16 protein-coding genes and 1 riboswitch are annotated in these 16,181 nt (G+C 65.9%); of the genes, 4 read left to right on the forward strand and 12 right to left on the reverse strand.

All coding sequences use genetic code 11. From position 1 onward, the window contains the following. The first annotated feature begins 128 nt into the window (after positions 1–128). Positions 129–2,369 (forward strand): patatin-like phospholipase family protein, encoded by a 2,241-nt coding sequence (locus BLV04_RS03600; RefSeq protein WP_245731694.1) that lies wholly within the window; start codon positions 129–131, stop codon positions 2,367–2,369. On the opposite strand, the gene BLV04_RS03605 is transcribed toward BLV04_RS03600, so the two are convergent. The 11 genes from BLV04_RS03605 to BLV04_RS03655 all read right to left on the reverse strand — a co-directional run bounded on the left by BLV04_RS03605 (position 2,366) and on the right by BLV04_RS03655 (position 12,968). Beyond that, entirely contained in the window at positions 2,366–2,854 is a 489-nt protein-coding gene (locus BLV04_RS03605; RefSeq protein ID WP_245731695.1) for a hydrogenase maturation protease, read from the reverse strand. The two genes, BLV04_RS03600 and BLV04_RS03605, sit on opposite strands and share 4 nt — an antisense overlap. Positions 2,855–2,876: 22 nt before the next feature. After that, positions 2,877–4,112: an organoarsenical effux MFS transporter ArsJ gene (arsJ, locus tag BLV04_RS03610; RefSeq protein WP_093028229.1), complete on the reverse strand. Its 1,236-nt coding sequence runs from the start codon at positions 4,110–4,112 to the stop codon at positions 2,877–2,879. Between the two features lie 114 nt (positions 4,113–4,226). Further along, positions 4,227–5,228 carry an ArsJ-associated glyceraldehyde-3-phosphate dehydrogenase gene (locus BLV04_RS03615; RefSeq protein ID WP_093028230.1) on the reverse strand — a complete coding sequence of 334 codons (1,002 nt, stop codon included), beginning with the start codon at positions 5,226–5,228 and terminating at the stop codon, positions 4,227–4,229. Continuing rightward, entirely contained in the window at positions 5,225–5,773 is a 549-nt protein-coding gene (locus tag BLV04_RS03620) for an arsenate reductase ArsC (RefSeq protein ID WP_093028231.1), read from the reverse strand. The genes BLV04_RS03615 and BLV04_RS03620 overlap by 4 nt, the downstream gene beginning before the upstream one ends. A gap of 139 nt (positions 5,774–5,912) precedes the next feature. Further along, a complete protein-coding gene (locus BLV04_RS03625) occupies positions 5,913–6,278 on the reverse strand; it encodes a metalloregulator ArsR/SmtB family transcription factor (RefSeq protein ID WP_093028233.1) in 366 nt (121 codons plus the stop codon). 97 nt (positions 6,279–6,375) lie between these two features. Beyond that, positions 6,376–7,236, reverse strand: a complete 861-nt coding sequence (locus BLV04_RS03630; RefSeq protein WP_093028235.1) for an energy-coupling factor ABC transporter ATP-binding protein — start codon at positions 7,234–7,236, stop codon at positions 6,376–6,378. Then, positions 7,233–7,985 (reverse strand): cobalt ECF transporter T component CbiQ, encoded by a 753-nt coding sequence (cbiQ, locus tag BLV04_RS03635; protein WP_093028237.1) that lies wholly within the window; start codon positions 7,983–7,985, stop codon positions 7,233–7,235. The genes BLV04_RS03630 and cbiQ overlap by 4 nt, the downstream gene beginning before the upstream one ends. Next, positions 7,972–8,322, reverse strand: coding sequence for an energy-coupling factor ABC transporter substrate-binding protein (locus tag BLV04_RS03640; RefSeq protein ID WP_093028239.1), 351 nt, complete (start codon positions 8,320–8,322; stop codon positions 7,972–7,974). Before BLV04_RS03640 ends, cbiQ begins: the two co-directional genes overlap by 14 nt. A gap of 1 nt (position 8,323) precedes the next feature. Then, the gene (locus tag BLV04_RS03645; protein ID WP_093028241.1) at positions 8,324–9,019 is read right to left on the reverse strand and encodes an energy-coupling factor ABC transporter permease; all 696 of its coding nucleotides are present in this window, start codon (positions 9,017–9,019) and stop codon (positions 8,324–8,326) included. A gap of 144 nt (positions 9,020–9,163) precedes the next feature. Next, positions 9,164–9,369: riboswitch (cobalamin riboswitch) on the reverse strand. A gap of 165 nt (positions 9,370–9,534) precedes the next feature. Next, the gene (locus BLV04_RS03650; protein ID WP_175534481.1) at positions 9,535–12,240 is read right to left on the reverse strand and encodes a putative bifunctional diguanylate cyclase/phosphodiesterase; all 2,706 of its coding nucleotides are present in this window, start codon (positions 12,238–12,240) and stop codon (positions 9,535–9,537) included. Next, complete coding sequence (locus BLV04_RS03655; protein ID WP_175534482.1) at positions 12,237–12,968, reverse strand: cobalamin B12-binding domain-containing protein; 732 nt, start codon at positions 12,966–12,968, stop codon at positions 12,237–12,239. The genes BLV04_RS03650 and BLV04_RS03655 overlap by 4 nt, the downstream gene beginning before the upstream one ends. Positions 12,969–13,263: 295 nt before the next feature. Between BLV04_RS03655 and BLV04_RS03660 the strand changes: the two genes are divergently transcribed. Beyond that, complete coding sequence (locus BLV04_RS03660; RefSeq protein WP_093028247.1) at positions 13,264–13,938, forward strand: hypothetical protein; 675 nt, start codon at positions 13,264–13,266, stop codon at positions 13,936–13,938. A 54-nt stretch (positions 13,939–13,992) separates the two neighbouring features. Here BLV04_RS03660 and BLV04_RS03665 read toward each other — a convergent pair whose 3' ends face one another. Then, on the reverse strand, positions 13,993–14,499 hold the full coding sequence (locus BLV04_RS03665; RefSeq protein ID WP_093028442.1) for an LEA/WHy family protein: 507 nt from the start codon (positions 14,497–14,499) through the stop codon (positions 13,993–13,995). Between the two features lie 172 nt (positions 14,500–14,671). On the opposite strand from BLV04_RS03665, the gene BLV04_RS03670 reads away from it, so the two are divergent. Together BLV04_RS03670 and BLV04_RS03675 are read left to right on the forward strand one after the other, a co-directional pair. After that, positions 14,672–15,793 carry an anthranilate phosphoribosyltransferase gene (locus tag BLV04_RS03670; protein WP_093028249.1) on the forward strand — a complete coding sequence of 374 codons (1,122 nt, stop codon included), beginning with the start codon at positions 14,672–14,674 and terminating at the stop codon, positions 15,791–15,793. A gap of 10 nt (positions 15,794–15,803) precedes the next feature. Beyond that, the gene (locus BLV04_RS03675) at positions 15,804–16,118 is read left to right on the forward strand and encodes a non-heme iron oxygenase ferredoxin subunit (RefSeq protein ID WP_093028251.1); all 315 of its coding nucleotides are present in this window, start codon (positions 15,804–15,806) and stop codon (positions 16,116–16,118) included. Positions 16,119–16,181: the final 63 nt, after the last annotated feature.

The following is a 16,181-nucleotide window of genomic DNA, read 5'->3' on the forward strand; positions in this document are numbered from 1 at the left end:
GTTCGACGGCCGAAGTCTAGCCGAAAAGGCTCGCCGACGGCCGATCGTTGCAGCGCTTCGCGCGGACGCGGTGTGTCGTGGGCATGCTACCGTAGCACTTTTATTCGACGAGGAACGACATCGTGCCTGTGAGTGCTCCCAAGCATCCACTGCAGCTGGCGCTGCTGCTGGTCCCTCTGCTCTGCCTGGTGTTCCCGAGCGCGCCGTCGGCGGCCGCGGAGCGACCCACGATCGGCTTGGCGCTCTCCGGCGGCGGGGCACGCGGCGCGGCTCACGTCGGGGTCCTGAAGATGCTCGAGAAGATGGGGATCCCGGTGGACTATGTCGCCGGCACCTCGATGGGCGCCGTCATCGGCGGGCTCTATGCGATGGGCATGTCCCCGGACGAGATCGAGGCGACCATCGAGGAGATCGATTGGACCGCGATCTTTCAGGACGAGCCTCCGCGCCAGGACCGACGTATCCACCGCAAGCTCGACGACAACGACTATCTGATGAGCGCCCGGCCCGGCGTGAACGAGGAAAAGCGCGAGGTGAATCTCGTCCCGGCCCTGATCCAGGGCCATCGACTCGACCTCGCCTTGCGGCGCTACACGCTTCCGGCACGCGCGATCCATGATTTCGACGACCTGAAGATCCCCTTCCGCGCCGTCGCCACGGACGCGGTGACCGGGGAGGCGGTGATCCTCGGCGGCGGCGATCTCGCGACCTCGATCCGCGCCAGCATGGCGGTGCCCGCAGCCTTCGCACCGGTCGAGATCGACGATCAACTCCTCATCGACGGCGGCCTGGCGATGAATCTGCCGGTCAGCGTGGTCCGCGACATGGGCGCGGACATCATCATCGCGGTGGATGTCGGCGGACCCCTTCGTGATCGCGAAGAGATCAACAACGTGCTCCAGATGCTCGACCAGGTGATGGGTCTGGTCACCTGGCGCAACACGCAAGAGCAGATCGACAAACTGCGCGGACGCGACGTCCTCATTACCCCGCCGCTGGGACGCGAGGTGACAGCTGCGGACTTCAACAGGATGCTGGAGGCGATCGCCATCGGCGAGCGCGGTGCGCAGGAGCAGGAGGTCGCGCTGGCTGCGCTCGAGATCCCCGCCGCCCGTTATGCCGCCTATCTAGAAAGGCAACGTCTTACGGGCAAGCCGATGCCGGTCATCGATCGCGTGCGCGTGGAAAATCGCTCGCGACTGGCCGACGCGGTCATCACCGAGCGCCTGGATGTGCCGCTCGGCGAGCCGCTGGATCCGGATGTCTTGGAAGCGCAGATCGACCGCGTCTTCGATCAGGACAACTTCGAATCCGTCCAATACCGCGTGGAAGAGACCCCCGACGACGAGACGGAGCTGGTGATCAGCGCCACCGAAAAGTCATGGGGTACCAGCTCGCTGCAGTTCGGTATGGAGCTGTCCTCCGCTTCCGGCGGGGACTCGCGATTCAACGTCGGCGCGGCCTACACCATGGCGCCCGTCAACCCGTTGAACGCGGAGTGGCGCACCTTTCTGCAGGCCGGCGAGGAGCCCGGCCTCGTCACCGAGCTCTATCAGCCGCTCGACCCCCTGGAGCGTTGGTATGTCGAGGCCACGGCCGGTTACTTCACCGAGAGTCTGACCCTGTTCAAGCCCGAGAAGTCCGATGACCCGTCGGCGAAGTATCTGATCTCGCGCATCGGCGGATCGCTCGAGGGCGGCCGCAATTTCGGCGACTGGGGACGGCTCGGCCTCAAGTACGCACGCTATGCCGGCGAGGCCGATCTTCGTTACGGCGATCCCGGCATGCGCGGCTACGGTTTCGACGAAGGCTCGCTCGGTCTTTCCTTCTATCTCGACACCCTGGACAGCGCCAATTTCCCTCGCCAAGGCTGGATCGGCAACGCCTTCGCGCTGACCTCGCGCACCGAGATCGGCGCATCCGAGAACTATGATCAAGCCGGGTTCAATCTGCTGAAGGCGCAAAGCTGGGGGAGGAACACGCTCCTGACGGGCGTCAGAATGGCCGGCAGCTTCGGCGGGCAAGAGCCGGATCAGGCGTTCTACCGACTGGGCGGTTTCCTGAACCTCTCCGGATTTAATCAGGACGAGCTCTCGGGGGGCAACGTGGGACTCGCCCGCATCATCTACATGCGCAATCTCACCACCGGACTCGTCAACACCTATGCCGGGGGCTCGCTGGAGGCCGGCAACGTGTGGGAACAGCGCTCGGAGATCAATGGCGACAATCTGCGCTTCGGCAGCAGCCTCTTCCTGGGCGCCGACACCTTCATCGGGCCGATCTACCTTGGATACGGCTATGCCGACGGCGGCTTCGGGGCGCTTTACCTGATGCTCGGTCGACCTTGGAGCACCCGCTCGTCCGACTAACCCGGACCGACGGGGAGCCGATCGAGACGCAGGATCCGGGTCAGCAGGTGCTGAGCCCGGTCGAGATTGGCCGAAGCGTGCTCGGTCAAGGGTGCACCGAGCTCAAACCCGTAGCCGCGAATCGCGAGCAGCCGGGCCGGCGGGGGCGCCTGTCCGTTGACCTGTTGAAACAGGGCCAGCAAGGCGCTCGGAGCGAGTGCGTGCGTGCTGAACGACGCATCGGGGCTCGGGCGCACGGGAAGGAAGGTGAAGGGCTCGGGTCCGCTGACGGCCGCGTCGACGAAGATGACGCGCTCGCGCCCCTGCAGGTCGAGGACATGCTCGATCTGAAGCTGGAAATCGGTCAAGGTCTCCACTCCGCAGCGCGCGAGATCGGGATCCAGGCTCAGCCGCTCGATCAGAAGCGGCCCGAGGGCGTCGTCCCCGCGCGAGGGGTTCCCGCAGGCCAGAACCAACACCCGGCCGACGCCCGATGCGGATGTCATGCAACTCGTCTCATTGGAGACATCAGGCGGCAGCCGCTGCCGATTTGGGCTCGGAGACCTCGGGCAAGCGCAGCGAAAGCAGGAAAGCGGCGAGCACGAACCCGGCCGACCACCACAGACACCCTTCGATCCCCTGCGTCTGATAGACCAGACCCGAGAGCACCGTCCCGGCGAGCCGACCGCCGGCATTGGCCATGTAATAGAAGCCCACACTCATCGAGACCTTCTCGACGTCCGAGTAGGCCAGGATCAGATAGGAGTGCACCGCCGAGTTGATGGCGAATAAGACGCCGAACAGGATGAGGCCGACGATCAACACCTCGCCCGGCGGCCAGCCCTGGTGGAGCGCGAAGGCGATGCCCGCCGGCACGATCGCCAGCAACAAGGCCCAACGTCGGGCCGTGCGCCCGCCCGGATGGCGCCGAACCGCATTGTCTGACCGCCCGAGATGCAGCAACCGCGGCGCTGCGGCCTGCACCATCCCGTACCCGATCACCCACGCCGCCATGAAGGTACCGACCTGGGTAAAGCTCCAGCCCAGCACAGAATAGAGAAACACCGGAAGACCGACCACGAACCAGACATCACGAGCGCCGAAGAGAAAGAAGCGCGCCGCCGAGAGCCAATTGATCGCCGGCGTATTGGAGAAGACCTGCGTGAACTTGGGCTTGGACGCCATGCGGCCGACGCCCGAGGGCAGCAGGATCGCGGTCACGATCAGCACGACCGCGAGCATCCCGGCGAGCACTGCCAAGGCCCCGCGAAACCCGATCAGCTCAAGCAGCGCCGCGCCGATGAAAAAGCCGGCACCCTTGAGCGCGTTCTTCGAGCCGGTCAGCACGGCGACATATTTGAACAGCCGCGACTCGCCGCCCGCCCCGACCAGGGTCTTCACCGTCGCCTTGGCCGACATCTTGTTCAGATCCTTGGCGATCCCGGACAACGCCTGCGCCAGCATCACATAGGCGACCGTCAACCAAGCATCCGGCACCGTCAGCATCGACAGCGCCACCACCTGCAACCCCATGCCGATGTGCATGGTGAGATTCAGCCCGATGCGCGCACCCAGCCAGCCCCCGACCAGATTGGTGACGATGCCGAAGACCTCGTAGAAGAGGAACAGCATCGCCACCTCGAACGGCGAGTAGCCGAGCAGATGGAAATAGAGCACCACCAGCATCCGGATCGCCCCGTCGGTGACGGTAAAGGCCCAATAGCCGGCGGTAACGGTCAGGTAGTTGCGCGTATTGGTGTCCATCGGGTCTCGGTGACGTAATGTCTACGAAAATATCAACCGGATACCCCAAGAACCGAGGACCGTAGAATGGGTAGAGCGCAGCGAAACCCATCCTCCCCGCTCCGAGGGCGCACCCTAAAGCCCCTCCCCCAATATCTGCGCAATATCCATCATCCGATTCACATAACCCCATTCGTTGTCGTACCAAGCCAACACCTTCACCTGCGTCTCGTCGATCACCATGGTGGAGAGCGCGTCGACGATCGACGAGCGCGGATCGTCCTTGTAGTCGACCGAGACCAGCGGACGCTCCTCGTAACCGAGGATCCCGGCCAGCTCGCCTTCCGCCGCAGCCTTGAAGTGAGCGTTGACCTCCTCGACCGTCACCGCCCGCGCGGCCTCGAAGACGAAGTCGGTCAGCGAGGCGTTGAGCAGGGGCACGCGCACGGCCAGGCCGTTCAACTTGCCCGTCAGCTCCGGGAAGATCTTGGTGATCGCCTTGGCCGAGCCGGTGCTGGTCGGGATCAACGACTGCCCGCAGGCACGGGCACGGCGCAGATCCTTGTGCCCGAGATCGACGATCCGCTGGGTGTTGGTGATGTCGTGGATGGTCGTCATGGTGCCGTGGCGGATCCCGATCCGCTCGTGCATGACCTTCACCACAGGCGCGAGACAGTTCGTCGTGCAGGAGGCCGCCGTGACCAGATGATGCTCGGCCGGGGCATAGAGGTGATGATTGACGCCGTAGACGATGTTCAGCGCGCCGTCGGTAGGCGCCGCAACCAGGACCTTCTTGACCCCTTGATCGAAGTAGCCTTGAAGCGTCTCGGGCTTCTTGTGGTGCTTGCCGGTCGCCTCGATCACGATGTCGCAGTCCGACCAATCGGTGTCGGCCAACGCCGGGTTGCGGCTGTAGGCGATCGATCGGTCGTCGATCCGGATCGCGTCGTCCTCTCCAGCGCAGTCGGGGCCCCAAACGCCGTGGACCGAGTCGAACTTCAGCAGATGCGCCGATCCGGCGGCGTCCGTTGCGATCTCGTTGATCCGGACGAACTCCAGCCCGTCCCGACCCCGGGCCGCGCGCAGCCCCAGTCGCCCCATGCGGCCGAAGCCGTTGATCCCGATGCGGACGCTCATCGTCCCTCCGATTCCGACAACAGGGTTTCGATCGGTTCCGACGTGGGGAGCGGCGTACGCCCGATCGAATCGAGCTCGCGTTGCAGCTTGAGCCGATCCAAAGACGCGAGCGGCAGGCTGAGAAAGATCTGAATCCGATTCTGAAGCGCGGCGAAGGCATGCCGAAACGCCATCATCCGCGCGACCTCGTTGCCCTCGACCTCCGCGGGATCAGGCACGCCCCAATGGGCGGTCATCGGCTGTCCCGGCCAGACCGGACAGACCTCGGCCGCCGCGCGATCGCAGACCGTGAAGACAAAATCCATCACCGGCGCGCCCGGCTCGGCAAACTCAGCCCAGTCCTTGCTGCGCAGCCCTTCGGTCAGGTAGTTGTTGCGCCCGAGCACCTCGAGGGCCAGCGGATGCACCTCGCCCTTCGGATGACTCCCGGCGCTGAAGCCGTTGAACTGGCCACGCCCGAACCGGTTCACGATGCACTCGCCGAAGATGCTGCGTGCCGAATTGCCGGTGCACAAAAACAGCACGTTGTAGGGTCTCTCGACCATGGGTCAGTCCTCGGTAGGATGAAATCTCGCCGGACGAGCGTCCGGTGATTGACCGTGACGGATGGTCGAGCCCCTTCGGTACGGGCGCCGAGACGACGGCGTCACGCCCTCGACGGAGCCCGAACGGCGAGACCCCCGGTCAGGCGCAGCGGGGCATACCCGGGCGGTTCGCCATCTGCGCCAACACCCGATCGTCCTCCACGAATGGCAGCTCGCCGCACACCGCGTCGAACGTCTCGCGCAGCACCGCGGCGACCCAATCCGGAAGCGCCGGACTGACGCGATAGAAGATCCACAAACCCTCGCGTCGATCCGTCACCAGACCCGTTTCACGCAACTGCGCGAGATGTCTGGACACATGCGGCTGAACCGCCCCGATGGCATGCGTCAGCTCGCAGACACAGAGCTCGGGGTGGCGCATCAGCAGGATCAGGCAACGCAAGCGCGTCTCGTGAGCCAGCGCGGCGAATACATCGGTCGGTTGAATCGTCACGGCTGAAAACATACCCCAAAACGAATATTGAGCAAAATGAAGATTTGATGACGGTTGCGGAAGGCTCGACCGCGGGCAGGATTCCGGCATTTCGGACCGTCGTGAGCGATCAGATCCGCAGGCGTTCGGCCTCGGCCGCCTGATCGCTCAACAGGACGATCAATGCCTCCGCCGTCCGCGGTGCCCGCCCCTCCGGCCACGATTGGGTCCGGCACAGCGCCCCGGCCAACCGCAGCAATACAGGCATCGCGAGCCCGGCGGCGGCAAGCAGCTCGGGGTCGCCCAGGATCTCGGCCGGATCGCCCTGACGCAACAGCCGGCCGTCGACCAGGATCGCCACCTCGTCCGCCCAGGCGTAGGCCAAATCGACGTCGTGGGTGGCGAAGACCAGTGTGGCACCTTGCACCTGAAGGGCGTCCAGGGCACGACGCAGTTGCACAATGCCCTGCCCGTCCAAGCCGGCGTCGGGCTCGTCCAGGATCAGAAGCTCGGGGCCCATCGCGAGCACCCCGGCGATGGCGGCGCGCTTCTTCTGCCCGAAGCTCAGGAGATGGGTCGGGCGCTCGGCCAGATGGCTGATGTCCATGGCGGACAGGGCCTCCATCACACGCACGTGGGCCCGGGACGCGGACAGTCCCTGATTGAGCGGACCGAAGGAGACGTCCTGATAGACGGTCGCGGAGAAGAGCTGATCATCCGGCTCCTGGAGGACGAGTCCGACGCGACCGCGCCAGTCGGCCAGCGCCCGGCGGTCGTATGAGGCGGGCCGACCGTCCAGACGCAAGGCGCCGGCCCGGGGCCTCAGGGTGCCGTTCAGATGCAGGAGCAGCGTGGTCTTGCCGCAGCCGTTCGCGCCCAGGAGTGCCAGCCGACGCCCGCGCTCGACCCGCAGGTCCAGGCCCTGCAATGCCGCGGCGCCGCCGGGGTAGTCGTAACGGAGATCTTCGGCCTCGAGGATCGGCGCGCTCACGGCAGAAACCGCCCGAGCGCAAGACCGGTTGCACCCACCAGGATCAGGGTCGCGCCGGCCGCTGCCATCCGCGTTGTCGACAGGACACGCGGCGGGGTCAAGACCTTCAGCTCACCCTCGAAGCCGCGGGCGGCGAGCCCGATCTCGAGCCGTCGTGCCCGCGCCAGCGAACGGCCGAACAAGGTCGCCGCCAGCACACCGAGCGAACGAATGCTCCGGCGCAAGGAGCCGTAGCCGAGCCGCGCCTCTTGGGCCCGGCGCCCGGCAATCGCCTGCCCCGTCACCACGAACAGCAGCCGATACATAAGCAGCGCGATCTCCACCACCGGCTGAGGCACGCCGACGCGACGCAGCCCGGGGATGAGCTCGGACACGGGCGTGGTGAGTGCCAGACCGGCGAGACAGGACATCGCCGCAAGCGAGCGCAACCCGACATCCAGCGCCACACGTGCCCCGTCCGCGGAGAAAGCCAGGCGTGGGCCGGCCGAGAAGTCTAGGGACATGGCCAGAAAGGGCAGCCCCGCCAGCAGGAATCCGGCGGGGATCGCGAGCGTGCGCAGGAAGGCCGCCAAGGGAACACCGGCCGAGAGCACCGTGGCCGCGGTCATGACGATCAGGACCAAGGGCGCGGTCGACAGGGGCGGCAGAATCACCGCGAGGAGGAGCAGCCCCCCGACGAGCAGGATTCGCTCGCCGGGATGATGGCCACTCCAGCGGTTGCTCCAGGCGTAGCGGTCAATCGGGAGCATCGGCAGAGGTGCGGGACGGCCGGGCACCGGAGCTCCGAGCGTCCACCCGTTCCGAGGGTCGCGACTGACCACGGCGCAGCCCCAGATAGAAGCCGAGCAACCCGGCACCCAAGGCCGCTTGCAGGGTAAACAACAGCGACTCGATCTCGCCGCTCGGCGGCTCCCAGAGCGGCTCGAACCAGGGCCGATAGTCCGGATGCGCCTCGGAGATCGCCGCCTGCGCCTGGCCGTCGGTCCCGGAGAAGGGCTCGGCGAGCTCGCCCGTCACGGGCAAGAGCAGCGGCATCACGGCCAGGACCAAAACCAGGCCGAGCAGGATGAGGTTGGTGCGCGTCATCTCACGCCCTCCCGGCCGAGCCGAGCTCCGGACCGAGACCCGACCGACGGTCGAAGCCGACCTCATTCAGATCATCGCGGCTGTATTGAACCAGCAGGTTGACCACCACGACGGTCAGCAGTCCTTCGATCACGGCAAGCGGGATCTGGGTAAGCGCAAAGATCCCGCCGAACTTGGTCAAGGCCCCCGCGAAACCGCTGACCGGATCCGGGAAAGCCAAGGCGAGCTGACCGGTAGTGACGAGGTAGGTCGCCAGATTCCCCAGCATGGCTGCGAAGAAGACCGCGACGCCGAGCCCCAAGGGCCGCGCCAGCCGAAAGCACCCGTAGGCGACCCAGGGTCCGACGATGGCCATCGAGAAGATGTTGGCGCCCAGGGTCGTCAGCCCGCCGTGGGCGAGCAATAGGGCCTGAAACAGGAGCACGATCGCCCCGAGCACCGCCATCACCGAGGGTCCGAACAGGACGGCCCCGAGCCCGGTGCCCGTAGGATGCGAGCAGCTGCCGGTAACCGAGGGGATCTTCAGCGCCGAGAGGACGAACGCGAAGGCGCCTGCGCTGGCGAGCAGCAACTTGGCTCGCGGCTGCTCCCGGCTGATCCGGGCGATGCGCCGAGCACCGATCACCAGGAAGGGCACCGAGACGGCGGTCCAGGCGGCGGCATGAAGCGGAGGCAGAAAGCCTTCCATGATGTGCATACGTGACTCTCGCTGATGCGAAGGGTCGCGGCGGAGAGAGACGCTTCGGTGCAAGAGCCAGGTGGAACCCGTGGTGAGCCAGGGGCCGCACAAGACGCCGAGGGGACGCGGTCTCGCCACCGGGACACCCCGCCCGGTTGAACGATCGGACTCGCGATGGCGGCAGGTCTCCTGGCTCGCAGGTCGTCGCCCTCCCCTCGCCTTCCCAGTCGCGCCTTGCGACCAGTGGCATTGATTGCGGGGAGGACTCGCTGCTGACAGTTGCGGGGGCAGCCATGGCTTTACACCATGTTCCCTTTTAATCCCGTCGGGCTTTGCTGCGCGAGGGAACCGGCACCGTTTCGCGGCGCAGGATAGACCCGAGCGATCTCGGGGTCAAACCGGGGCGTTGCGTCGTTGCCTCGTTGCCTCGTTGCCTCATCGCCGCAGTGTCGCCGAGGCCCCCAGCACCATGACGCCGGCTGAGCCGCTCGCGCACAGGCTCCACGCGATGTCCGACCCTCCGAGCACCGCCGTCAAGTGCATGCGGTCTCGAACGCCCGACGAAACGTGTCGAGCGGCATGGGTCGACCGAACAGGAAACCCTGGAACCGGCTGCAGCCCATCTTGAGCAGCAGGTCGCGCTGGGTCTCGCGCTCGACACCTTCGGCGATGACCGGCAACGACAGGGCATCGGCGACCCCGATCGCGGCGCGCACGATCATCGCTGCGTCGGCATCGGTATCCACTGCTGCGATGAGCAGCTGGTCGATCTTCACGCCTGCCAGGGGCAACTGTCGCAGATGGACTAGGGAGGAGTAGCCGCTGCCGAAATCATCGAGCTCGATCTCGATACCGGCCGCATCGAGTCGTCCGAGAATCGCCGCATTGCGCTCGAAATCGCCGAACAGCGACGCCTCGGAGATCTCGAATCTCAGGCGCGCGGGCGGAAACCGCATCGGCTGGATGATCGCAAGAATCCGCTCGATCAACCGCGGGTCGGCGAGCTGCCGGGCACTGATGTTGATCCCGAGAACCAGCTCCCTCGCGGCACGCGCGCGCTTGGGCAGGCTCGCGATCTCGCGACAGGCCGTGCGCACCACCCAGTCCCCGATCTTGGGCATGAGGTCGGTGGTTTCGGCCTCCGGCAGGAATTGGGCCGGGCTCAGGACGGTGCCGTCGAGCAGAGACCAGCGCAGCAGCGCCTCGCAACCGACCCAAAGGCCGTCGCGGTTGACTTGAGGTTGATAGACCAACTGCAGATCGCCGTGCGCCACGGCCCGACGCAGCGCGACTTCACGCCGCGCCGTCTCGTCGATGGCCTGCTGCATCGCGGGCTGAAACAGGCGCAGGGTCTCGCGACCGGCCCGCTTGGCCTGGTACATGGCGATGTCGGCCTGTTTCAGCAGCTCGGACCCCGTCGTCTCGTGCCCGTGAAAGAGGGTGATGCCGATGCTGGCCGTGCAGCTGTAAGCGTGATCACCCGGGTTCAAACGATAGGGCTCGCGAATCAGGGCGCCGATCTTCTCGCCGATCATCGCCGCCTCGTGTGCAGCGCTCTCGGGCTTGACGTCCAGCGCCTCGCACAGGACGACGAGCTCGTCCCCGCCGAGGCGTGCGGCCGTATCGGTCTCGCGCAGCGCGGCGGTGAGTCGGTCCGCGACCTGGATCAGCAGGGCATCGCCGAGATCGTGGCCCAGGGTGTCGTTCAATCGTTTGAAGTGGTCGATGTCCAGCAGGATGAGCGCGCCGTGCTCGCCGCTGCGGTGGCTGCGTGCCTGCGCCTGGCCGATGCGCTCCATGAGCAGCCGGCGATTGGCCAGACGGGTCAGCGGATCATAGAAGGCGAGCGCCTGGATCCGGGCATCGGCGCGTATCTGATCGGTGACGTCGTAGCAGATGCCGATCACGCGGGCCGACGCCTCCTCGTCGCCGCGAAACAAGCGGCCGTGCGCACGCAGCTGGCGTTCGTCACCGTCGGGCCGACGGACCCGCAGATCGCACAGCAAGGGGCCGAGCCCCCGGGTTACCCGAGCGAGGGCGCGCTCGAAGGTCGAGCGATCTTGCGGATGGATCAGCTCCGCCCAGGTCGCCGGATCGGTCGTCTTCGGCTCCGCAGCGCACCCGTGCAGACGCGACATCCGCCCATCCCAAAGCAGGCGTCGGGAGGCCACCGCGAAATCCCAGACGCCGATGCCCGCGGCATCCACGGCGAGCTTGAGACGCTCTTCACTCGCGCTCAACCGGGCCTCGCTCTCTTGAAGCGCCTTGGCTTGACGAGACGCCTCGATGGCGAAGGCGAGATCGGTGGCAAGGCGATCGAGCAGACGGATCTCGTCGGGGCCGAAGAAATCGACCCGATCGGCATAGACATTCAGCACGCCGATGACCCCGCGCGCGGTGCAGAGCGGGAAGGCCGCCGATGCGGCAAAGCCGTGTTGTCGCGCCCGCTCATGCCAAGGCGCGGTCGAGCGGCTCGCATGGAAATCATTGACGACCTGACTCAACCCGGTGCGGTACGCCGCCGGTGTCGGACCCTGGCCTTCGACGACCCGATCGTCGAGCGAGATCTTCACACCCTCGAGATACTCGATGCGACCGGCCGCGGCGAAAGGTGCGATACCGCCTTGGCCGTCCGGGAAGCCCACCCACGCAAGCACCAGCTCTGCGTAGTGCACGGCGACCTCGCAGAGCTCTCCCAGCAGGAGGGCCTCGTCGGCTTGGTGAAGCATCGCGCGATGAATCTCCGCGAAACCCCGTTGCAGGCGTTTCTGCCGATCGAGCTCCGAGACATTGCCCTGAAGCAATCGGTTCTGCTTGAACAATTCGCGTTGCAGGGTGTTGATCTCGCGGTTGGCCGAGATCAGGACCTGATTGAGCCGATCGAGCTCGAGGACATCCATCTCCCCGGCGACCAACAGGCGGTCGTCGCGCCGCCACACGCGTGCCGCGATACTGCGATGGATGCGCAGCCCGTCGCCGAGCGTCAAGACCCCCGAGAAGACCGCACCCTCGTGCGTCAGCTCGCGCAGTGCGGCAAATGTCGGGTTGACGAAGGCGTGGCCCCAGGAGGTGCCGTCATCGATGCCCTCGAGCATCAGACGCATGCCGCGATTCAGATAGACGCCGTTGCCGGCGTTGTCGAACACCCCTGCCGCCAAGGCGATGCTGCCGTCGCAGAGCTCGCCGAACAGCTCTTTGAAGGCATCCTCGGCCGTACCCTCGTGCGGCTGATTGCTCATGGCACCTGCTCGACGGATCGGCATGTCCAGGGTGGTCCGCTCCGCAGGAGGCGACTCAAGTCATCGAGCGACGCGATACAGGTAACCCCGGGGTAGGCATCGAGCCCCTCATGCCCGCCGTGCGCCAAGCCCTGGCCTCCGATCAGGATCGGGAGCTGGGGATACGCTGCGCGCAGGCATCGCAACGTGCGTTCGAGTCCGTCGACATGGAAATCGACACTCAAGGACAAGCCGACCGCGTCCGGTCTCTCGCGCTCGATGGTCTCCAGGAGGCGATCGATCGAGACACCGGCACGCACGAGTCGTGCGTCCCACCCGTGCATCTCGAAGAGATCTGCGACCATCTTAAGCCCGACCTGATGCAGCTCGTCCTCCACGGTGGCCAGCACGACCTTGCGACCGCAGTGCCGCGCATGGACGATATTCGGATAGACCCGGTTGAGCAGACCCTCCGTGATCGTCGTCGCCAAGTGCTCGCAGGCGATAGAGACCTGGTTGCGGACCCACAGCTCGCCGATCCGGTACAAGGCGGGCTTCATCAAGCCCTCGTAAATCCGAGGCACCGGGATGTCGGCGGCGAGCGCCTTGTCGACCAAGTGCGCGCAAGTGGCGCTGTCTCCCGCGATCAGGGCCTGCAGATAGCGCTCGAGATCGTCGCCCGCGTCCGCACCGACGGGCGCGCGGCCGACGTCCTTGCCGTCGGACAGACGATCGGGGAGAGGCGACATCTTCAGTGATACCATTGCGCTGATATGGGGGCGCGGAGCGACATTGATCCTCCCGGGGTGATCCGATCCTGATGCCATCTTCGGATCGAGGTCTCCATCCGTTGAGTCAATTCGATTCAGAAACGCCGAAGTGTGCCGACGACGAGGGTGCGGACAGCGTATTCGGCGCGGCGCAACGATCGGACTCGAGGAATCCCGCAGCCGGACAGCCCGCACGCATGATTGTAGCGTCGCCCTCGAATCGACGGTATATCGCGGAGACCGACGGCTCGGCACGCCATCACGGAGATCAAGCGTGATCGACGAACCCTTTGATCCGGCCTCGCCGGACCTGCGGGCAACCCGCTTGAATCCGGAGGCGGGGGCGCACCCGATTCCGGAAGACCCGCGCGAGATCGCCGCTGCGCTGCGTGCGAGCGAACGTGTCCTCGCGCAGTACCCCTACCTGCTCATGCGTTTCGGCGAGCGCGGCAGGCGCTTCGCCGACAGCGACACGGCCTGGCTCGTGACCCTGGTACGCCATCCGCCAAGACGCGTAAATGCTCAGACCGCCTGGCTCGGCGAGGTGCTGGCTAGCCGCGGCATTCCGCGTATCCTGCTCGAGCGTCATCTCGTGGTTCTGGCCGAGGAGCTTCGCCGCGTCGACACGATCCGGGCCGAAGACGCCGACAAGCTGTCCGTCGCGGCCGAGACGCTTGCAGCGCGTCGTCGGGCCTGGATCGAGGACGCGCAGCTCGCGACGATCGCCCGGTCTTTCGAGCAGAGACTCGACGACACTTGGCGTGAACGCCTACCGAATTCCGCGGAAATGATCGTGAGCGCCGTCGCGGACGAGGCCGACGGACTGACCGAAGCGGTATCGAGCACACTCGGTTGGCTGACCGATGCCGAGCGATTCCCGCCAGCCTGGATCGCTGCGGTCGAGGGCGCGCTCGCACAGGCTCGCGCGAGCTTGAAGCGATTGAAGTAGGTCTGGGCGACTGAAGTCGCCCCACACCCTGGTCGCCCCTTTTCCGAGAATCCCCTAAAACCCCGCACCCGAGACCAATGCCGCGGGCGCAATCGTGCCGCTGTGCCGGTAGGGCACGGGCAGACGCACTCCGCCGGCATCCACGTAGGCGATTCCGCTGACCGTCCAGGCGAGCTTGTCCTTGGTCAGCAGCAGTCCGGGCAAGCTCGGCATCAATCCAAGTAGGTTGCTGTTGACCTCCACCTCGACCTGCTCGGTCCCGCCCGCCGGGATCAGGCGTGCGAGCTCGCTTGAACCCTCGGCGAGGTCTTGGCCTTCCACCTGGACCCGGTAGCTCAAGCCCTTGATCGGAAGCGCGCGATCGTTGGGGTTCGTCACCCCCAGATTGACGAGAAAGGACTGTCGATCGAGCCCGAGGAGCTTCGGCTGTGCTCCGAGCAGCGCGACCTCGGGCGCCGTCCAAGGCCCCGTCAGGCTCGCGCAGCCGGCGATGAGTTGCAGGACGAGCAGGGCCGGCATGACGACCGCGGCACGCCAAGATAGACAAACGCAAAGGGCCATGTGTGTCGACTCCGAATGGTGAACGGCCGTATCTTGCACCAACCGGTTGGGCTCACGCGCGTTGAGATCCGACGCCCGAGCCACCAGAATGGCCGGCACTGCGATAAGACTCGGTTCGCGCACGGCCTCTGCCGGTCGACACCGAAATACAGCCAGGTCCCGGAGGACAAACATGAACAGTCAGGCCAGCGCATCGAGCGATGTCAGGACCCAAATGCGCTCGATCATCCAGCGCATCGCAACCGGTCCGGAGCTCTCCAAGGACATCTCCACGGAGGAGGCCCGCATCGGGATGGGCGCGATCCTGGACAATGCGGTCGACCCGGTGCAGGCCGGCATTTTTCTGATCGCCTTGCGCATGAAGCGCGAGACCGACGAGGAGCTCAAGGGCATCCTGGACGCGGTGCGCGAGGCCACCGGCCATGTGGTGGCGAACGTCGACGACGTGGTCGACATCGCCGATCCCTACGACGGCTACAACCGCTGCCTGCCGGCGTCTCCTTTCCTGATGCCCGTGCTCGCCGAATGCGGTGTCCCGGCGATCAGTCACGGCGCACATGCGGTCGGACCCAAGTTCGGCGTGACCCACCGGCATATCTTGGACGCTGTCGGGGTGCCGGTCGACCTCTCGCCGGTCGAGGCGGCCGAGCGACTGGCCGATCCGGCGCTCGGCTGGAGCTATGTCGACCAACGCGCCTTCTGCGCCCCGCTGCACAACCTGGTCGATCTGCGTTCCACCGTCGTCAAGCGCCAGGCCATCACGACGATCGAAGTCCTGGCCCGGCCGATCCACGGGCGCAAGCACACGCACCTGGTGACCGGGTACGTCCACAAGCCTTATCCGCGCATCTACGCCATGTTGGCGCGGCATGCCGGATTTCACTCGGCGCTCCTGATCCGCGGCGTCGAGGGCGGCGTCATCCCTTCGTTGCGTCAAAAGGGCATCTGTTTCAACTATCAGCAGATGTCGGAGGAGCAATCCTTCGAGGTCGATCCGACCGCTTTGGGGATCGCCCAGTCGGTGCGCGCCGTCCCCCTGCCCGAGGATCTGCCCCAGACCACACGACCGGGCGACGAGATCGCTGTGGCGGTCGACGTGCTGGCGACCGCGCAGGCTGCGGCGCAGGCGGGCATCGCCGCCCTGGAAGGCGCGCAAGGTCCGACCTACGACAGCCTGGTGTTCGCGGGCGCACTGATCCTCTGGCATCTCGGGCGCGAAGGCTCGCTGGAGGTCGCCGCGGATCGCATCCGCGACGTGCTGGATTCGGGCAAAGCAGCGAAACGGGTGCGTTGAGGAGATGCCGATGGAGAAACCCTATGTCGCCGTCGCCGGCACGGATGCTATCGCGCCCGGCAAGTTTCTGAAGGTCGTCGTGGACAATCAGGCGTTCATCGTCGCCAACGTCGACGGGCACTTCTATGCCGTCGAGGATAACTGCAGCCACGAGGACTATCCGCTCTCCTACGGCTGTCTCGACGGGGATCGGATCAAGTGCTCGCTGCACGGGAGCCGCTTCAGCCTGAAGACCGGCGCGCCGATGGACGAGCCGGCGGACGAGCCGATTCGAACCTATCGGCTTGTCGTGGCGGAGGGGCAGATCTGGATTGATCCGAGCTGAACCGCGTCAGGGGTGATTTGGGTGACGGCGAGGCACTTTCTTCGTCGCCGCTCATTTGAAAAC

The organism is Thiocapsa roseopersicina (assembly GCF_900106925.1).
In the GTDB taxonomy this organism is placed as follows: Bacteria; Pseudomonadota; Gammaproteobacteria; order Chromatiales; family Chromatiaceae; genus Thiocapsa; species Thiocapsa roseopersicina.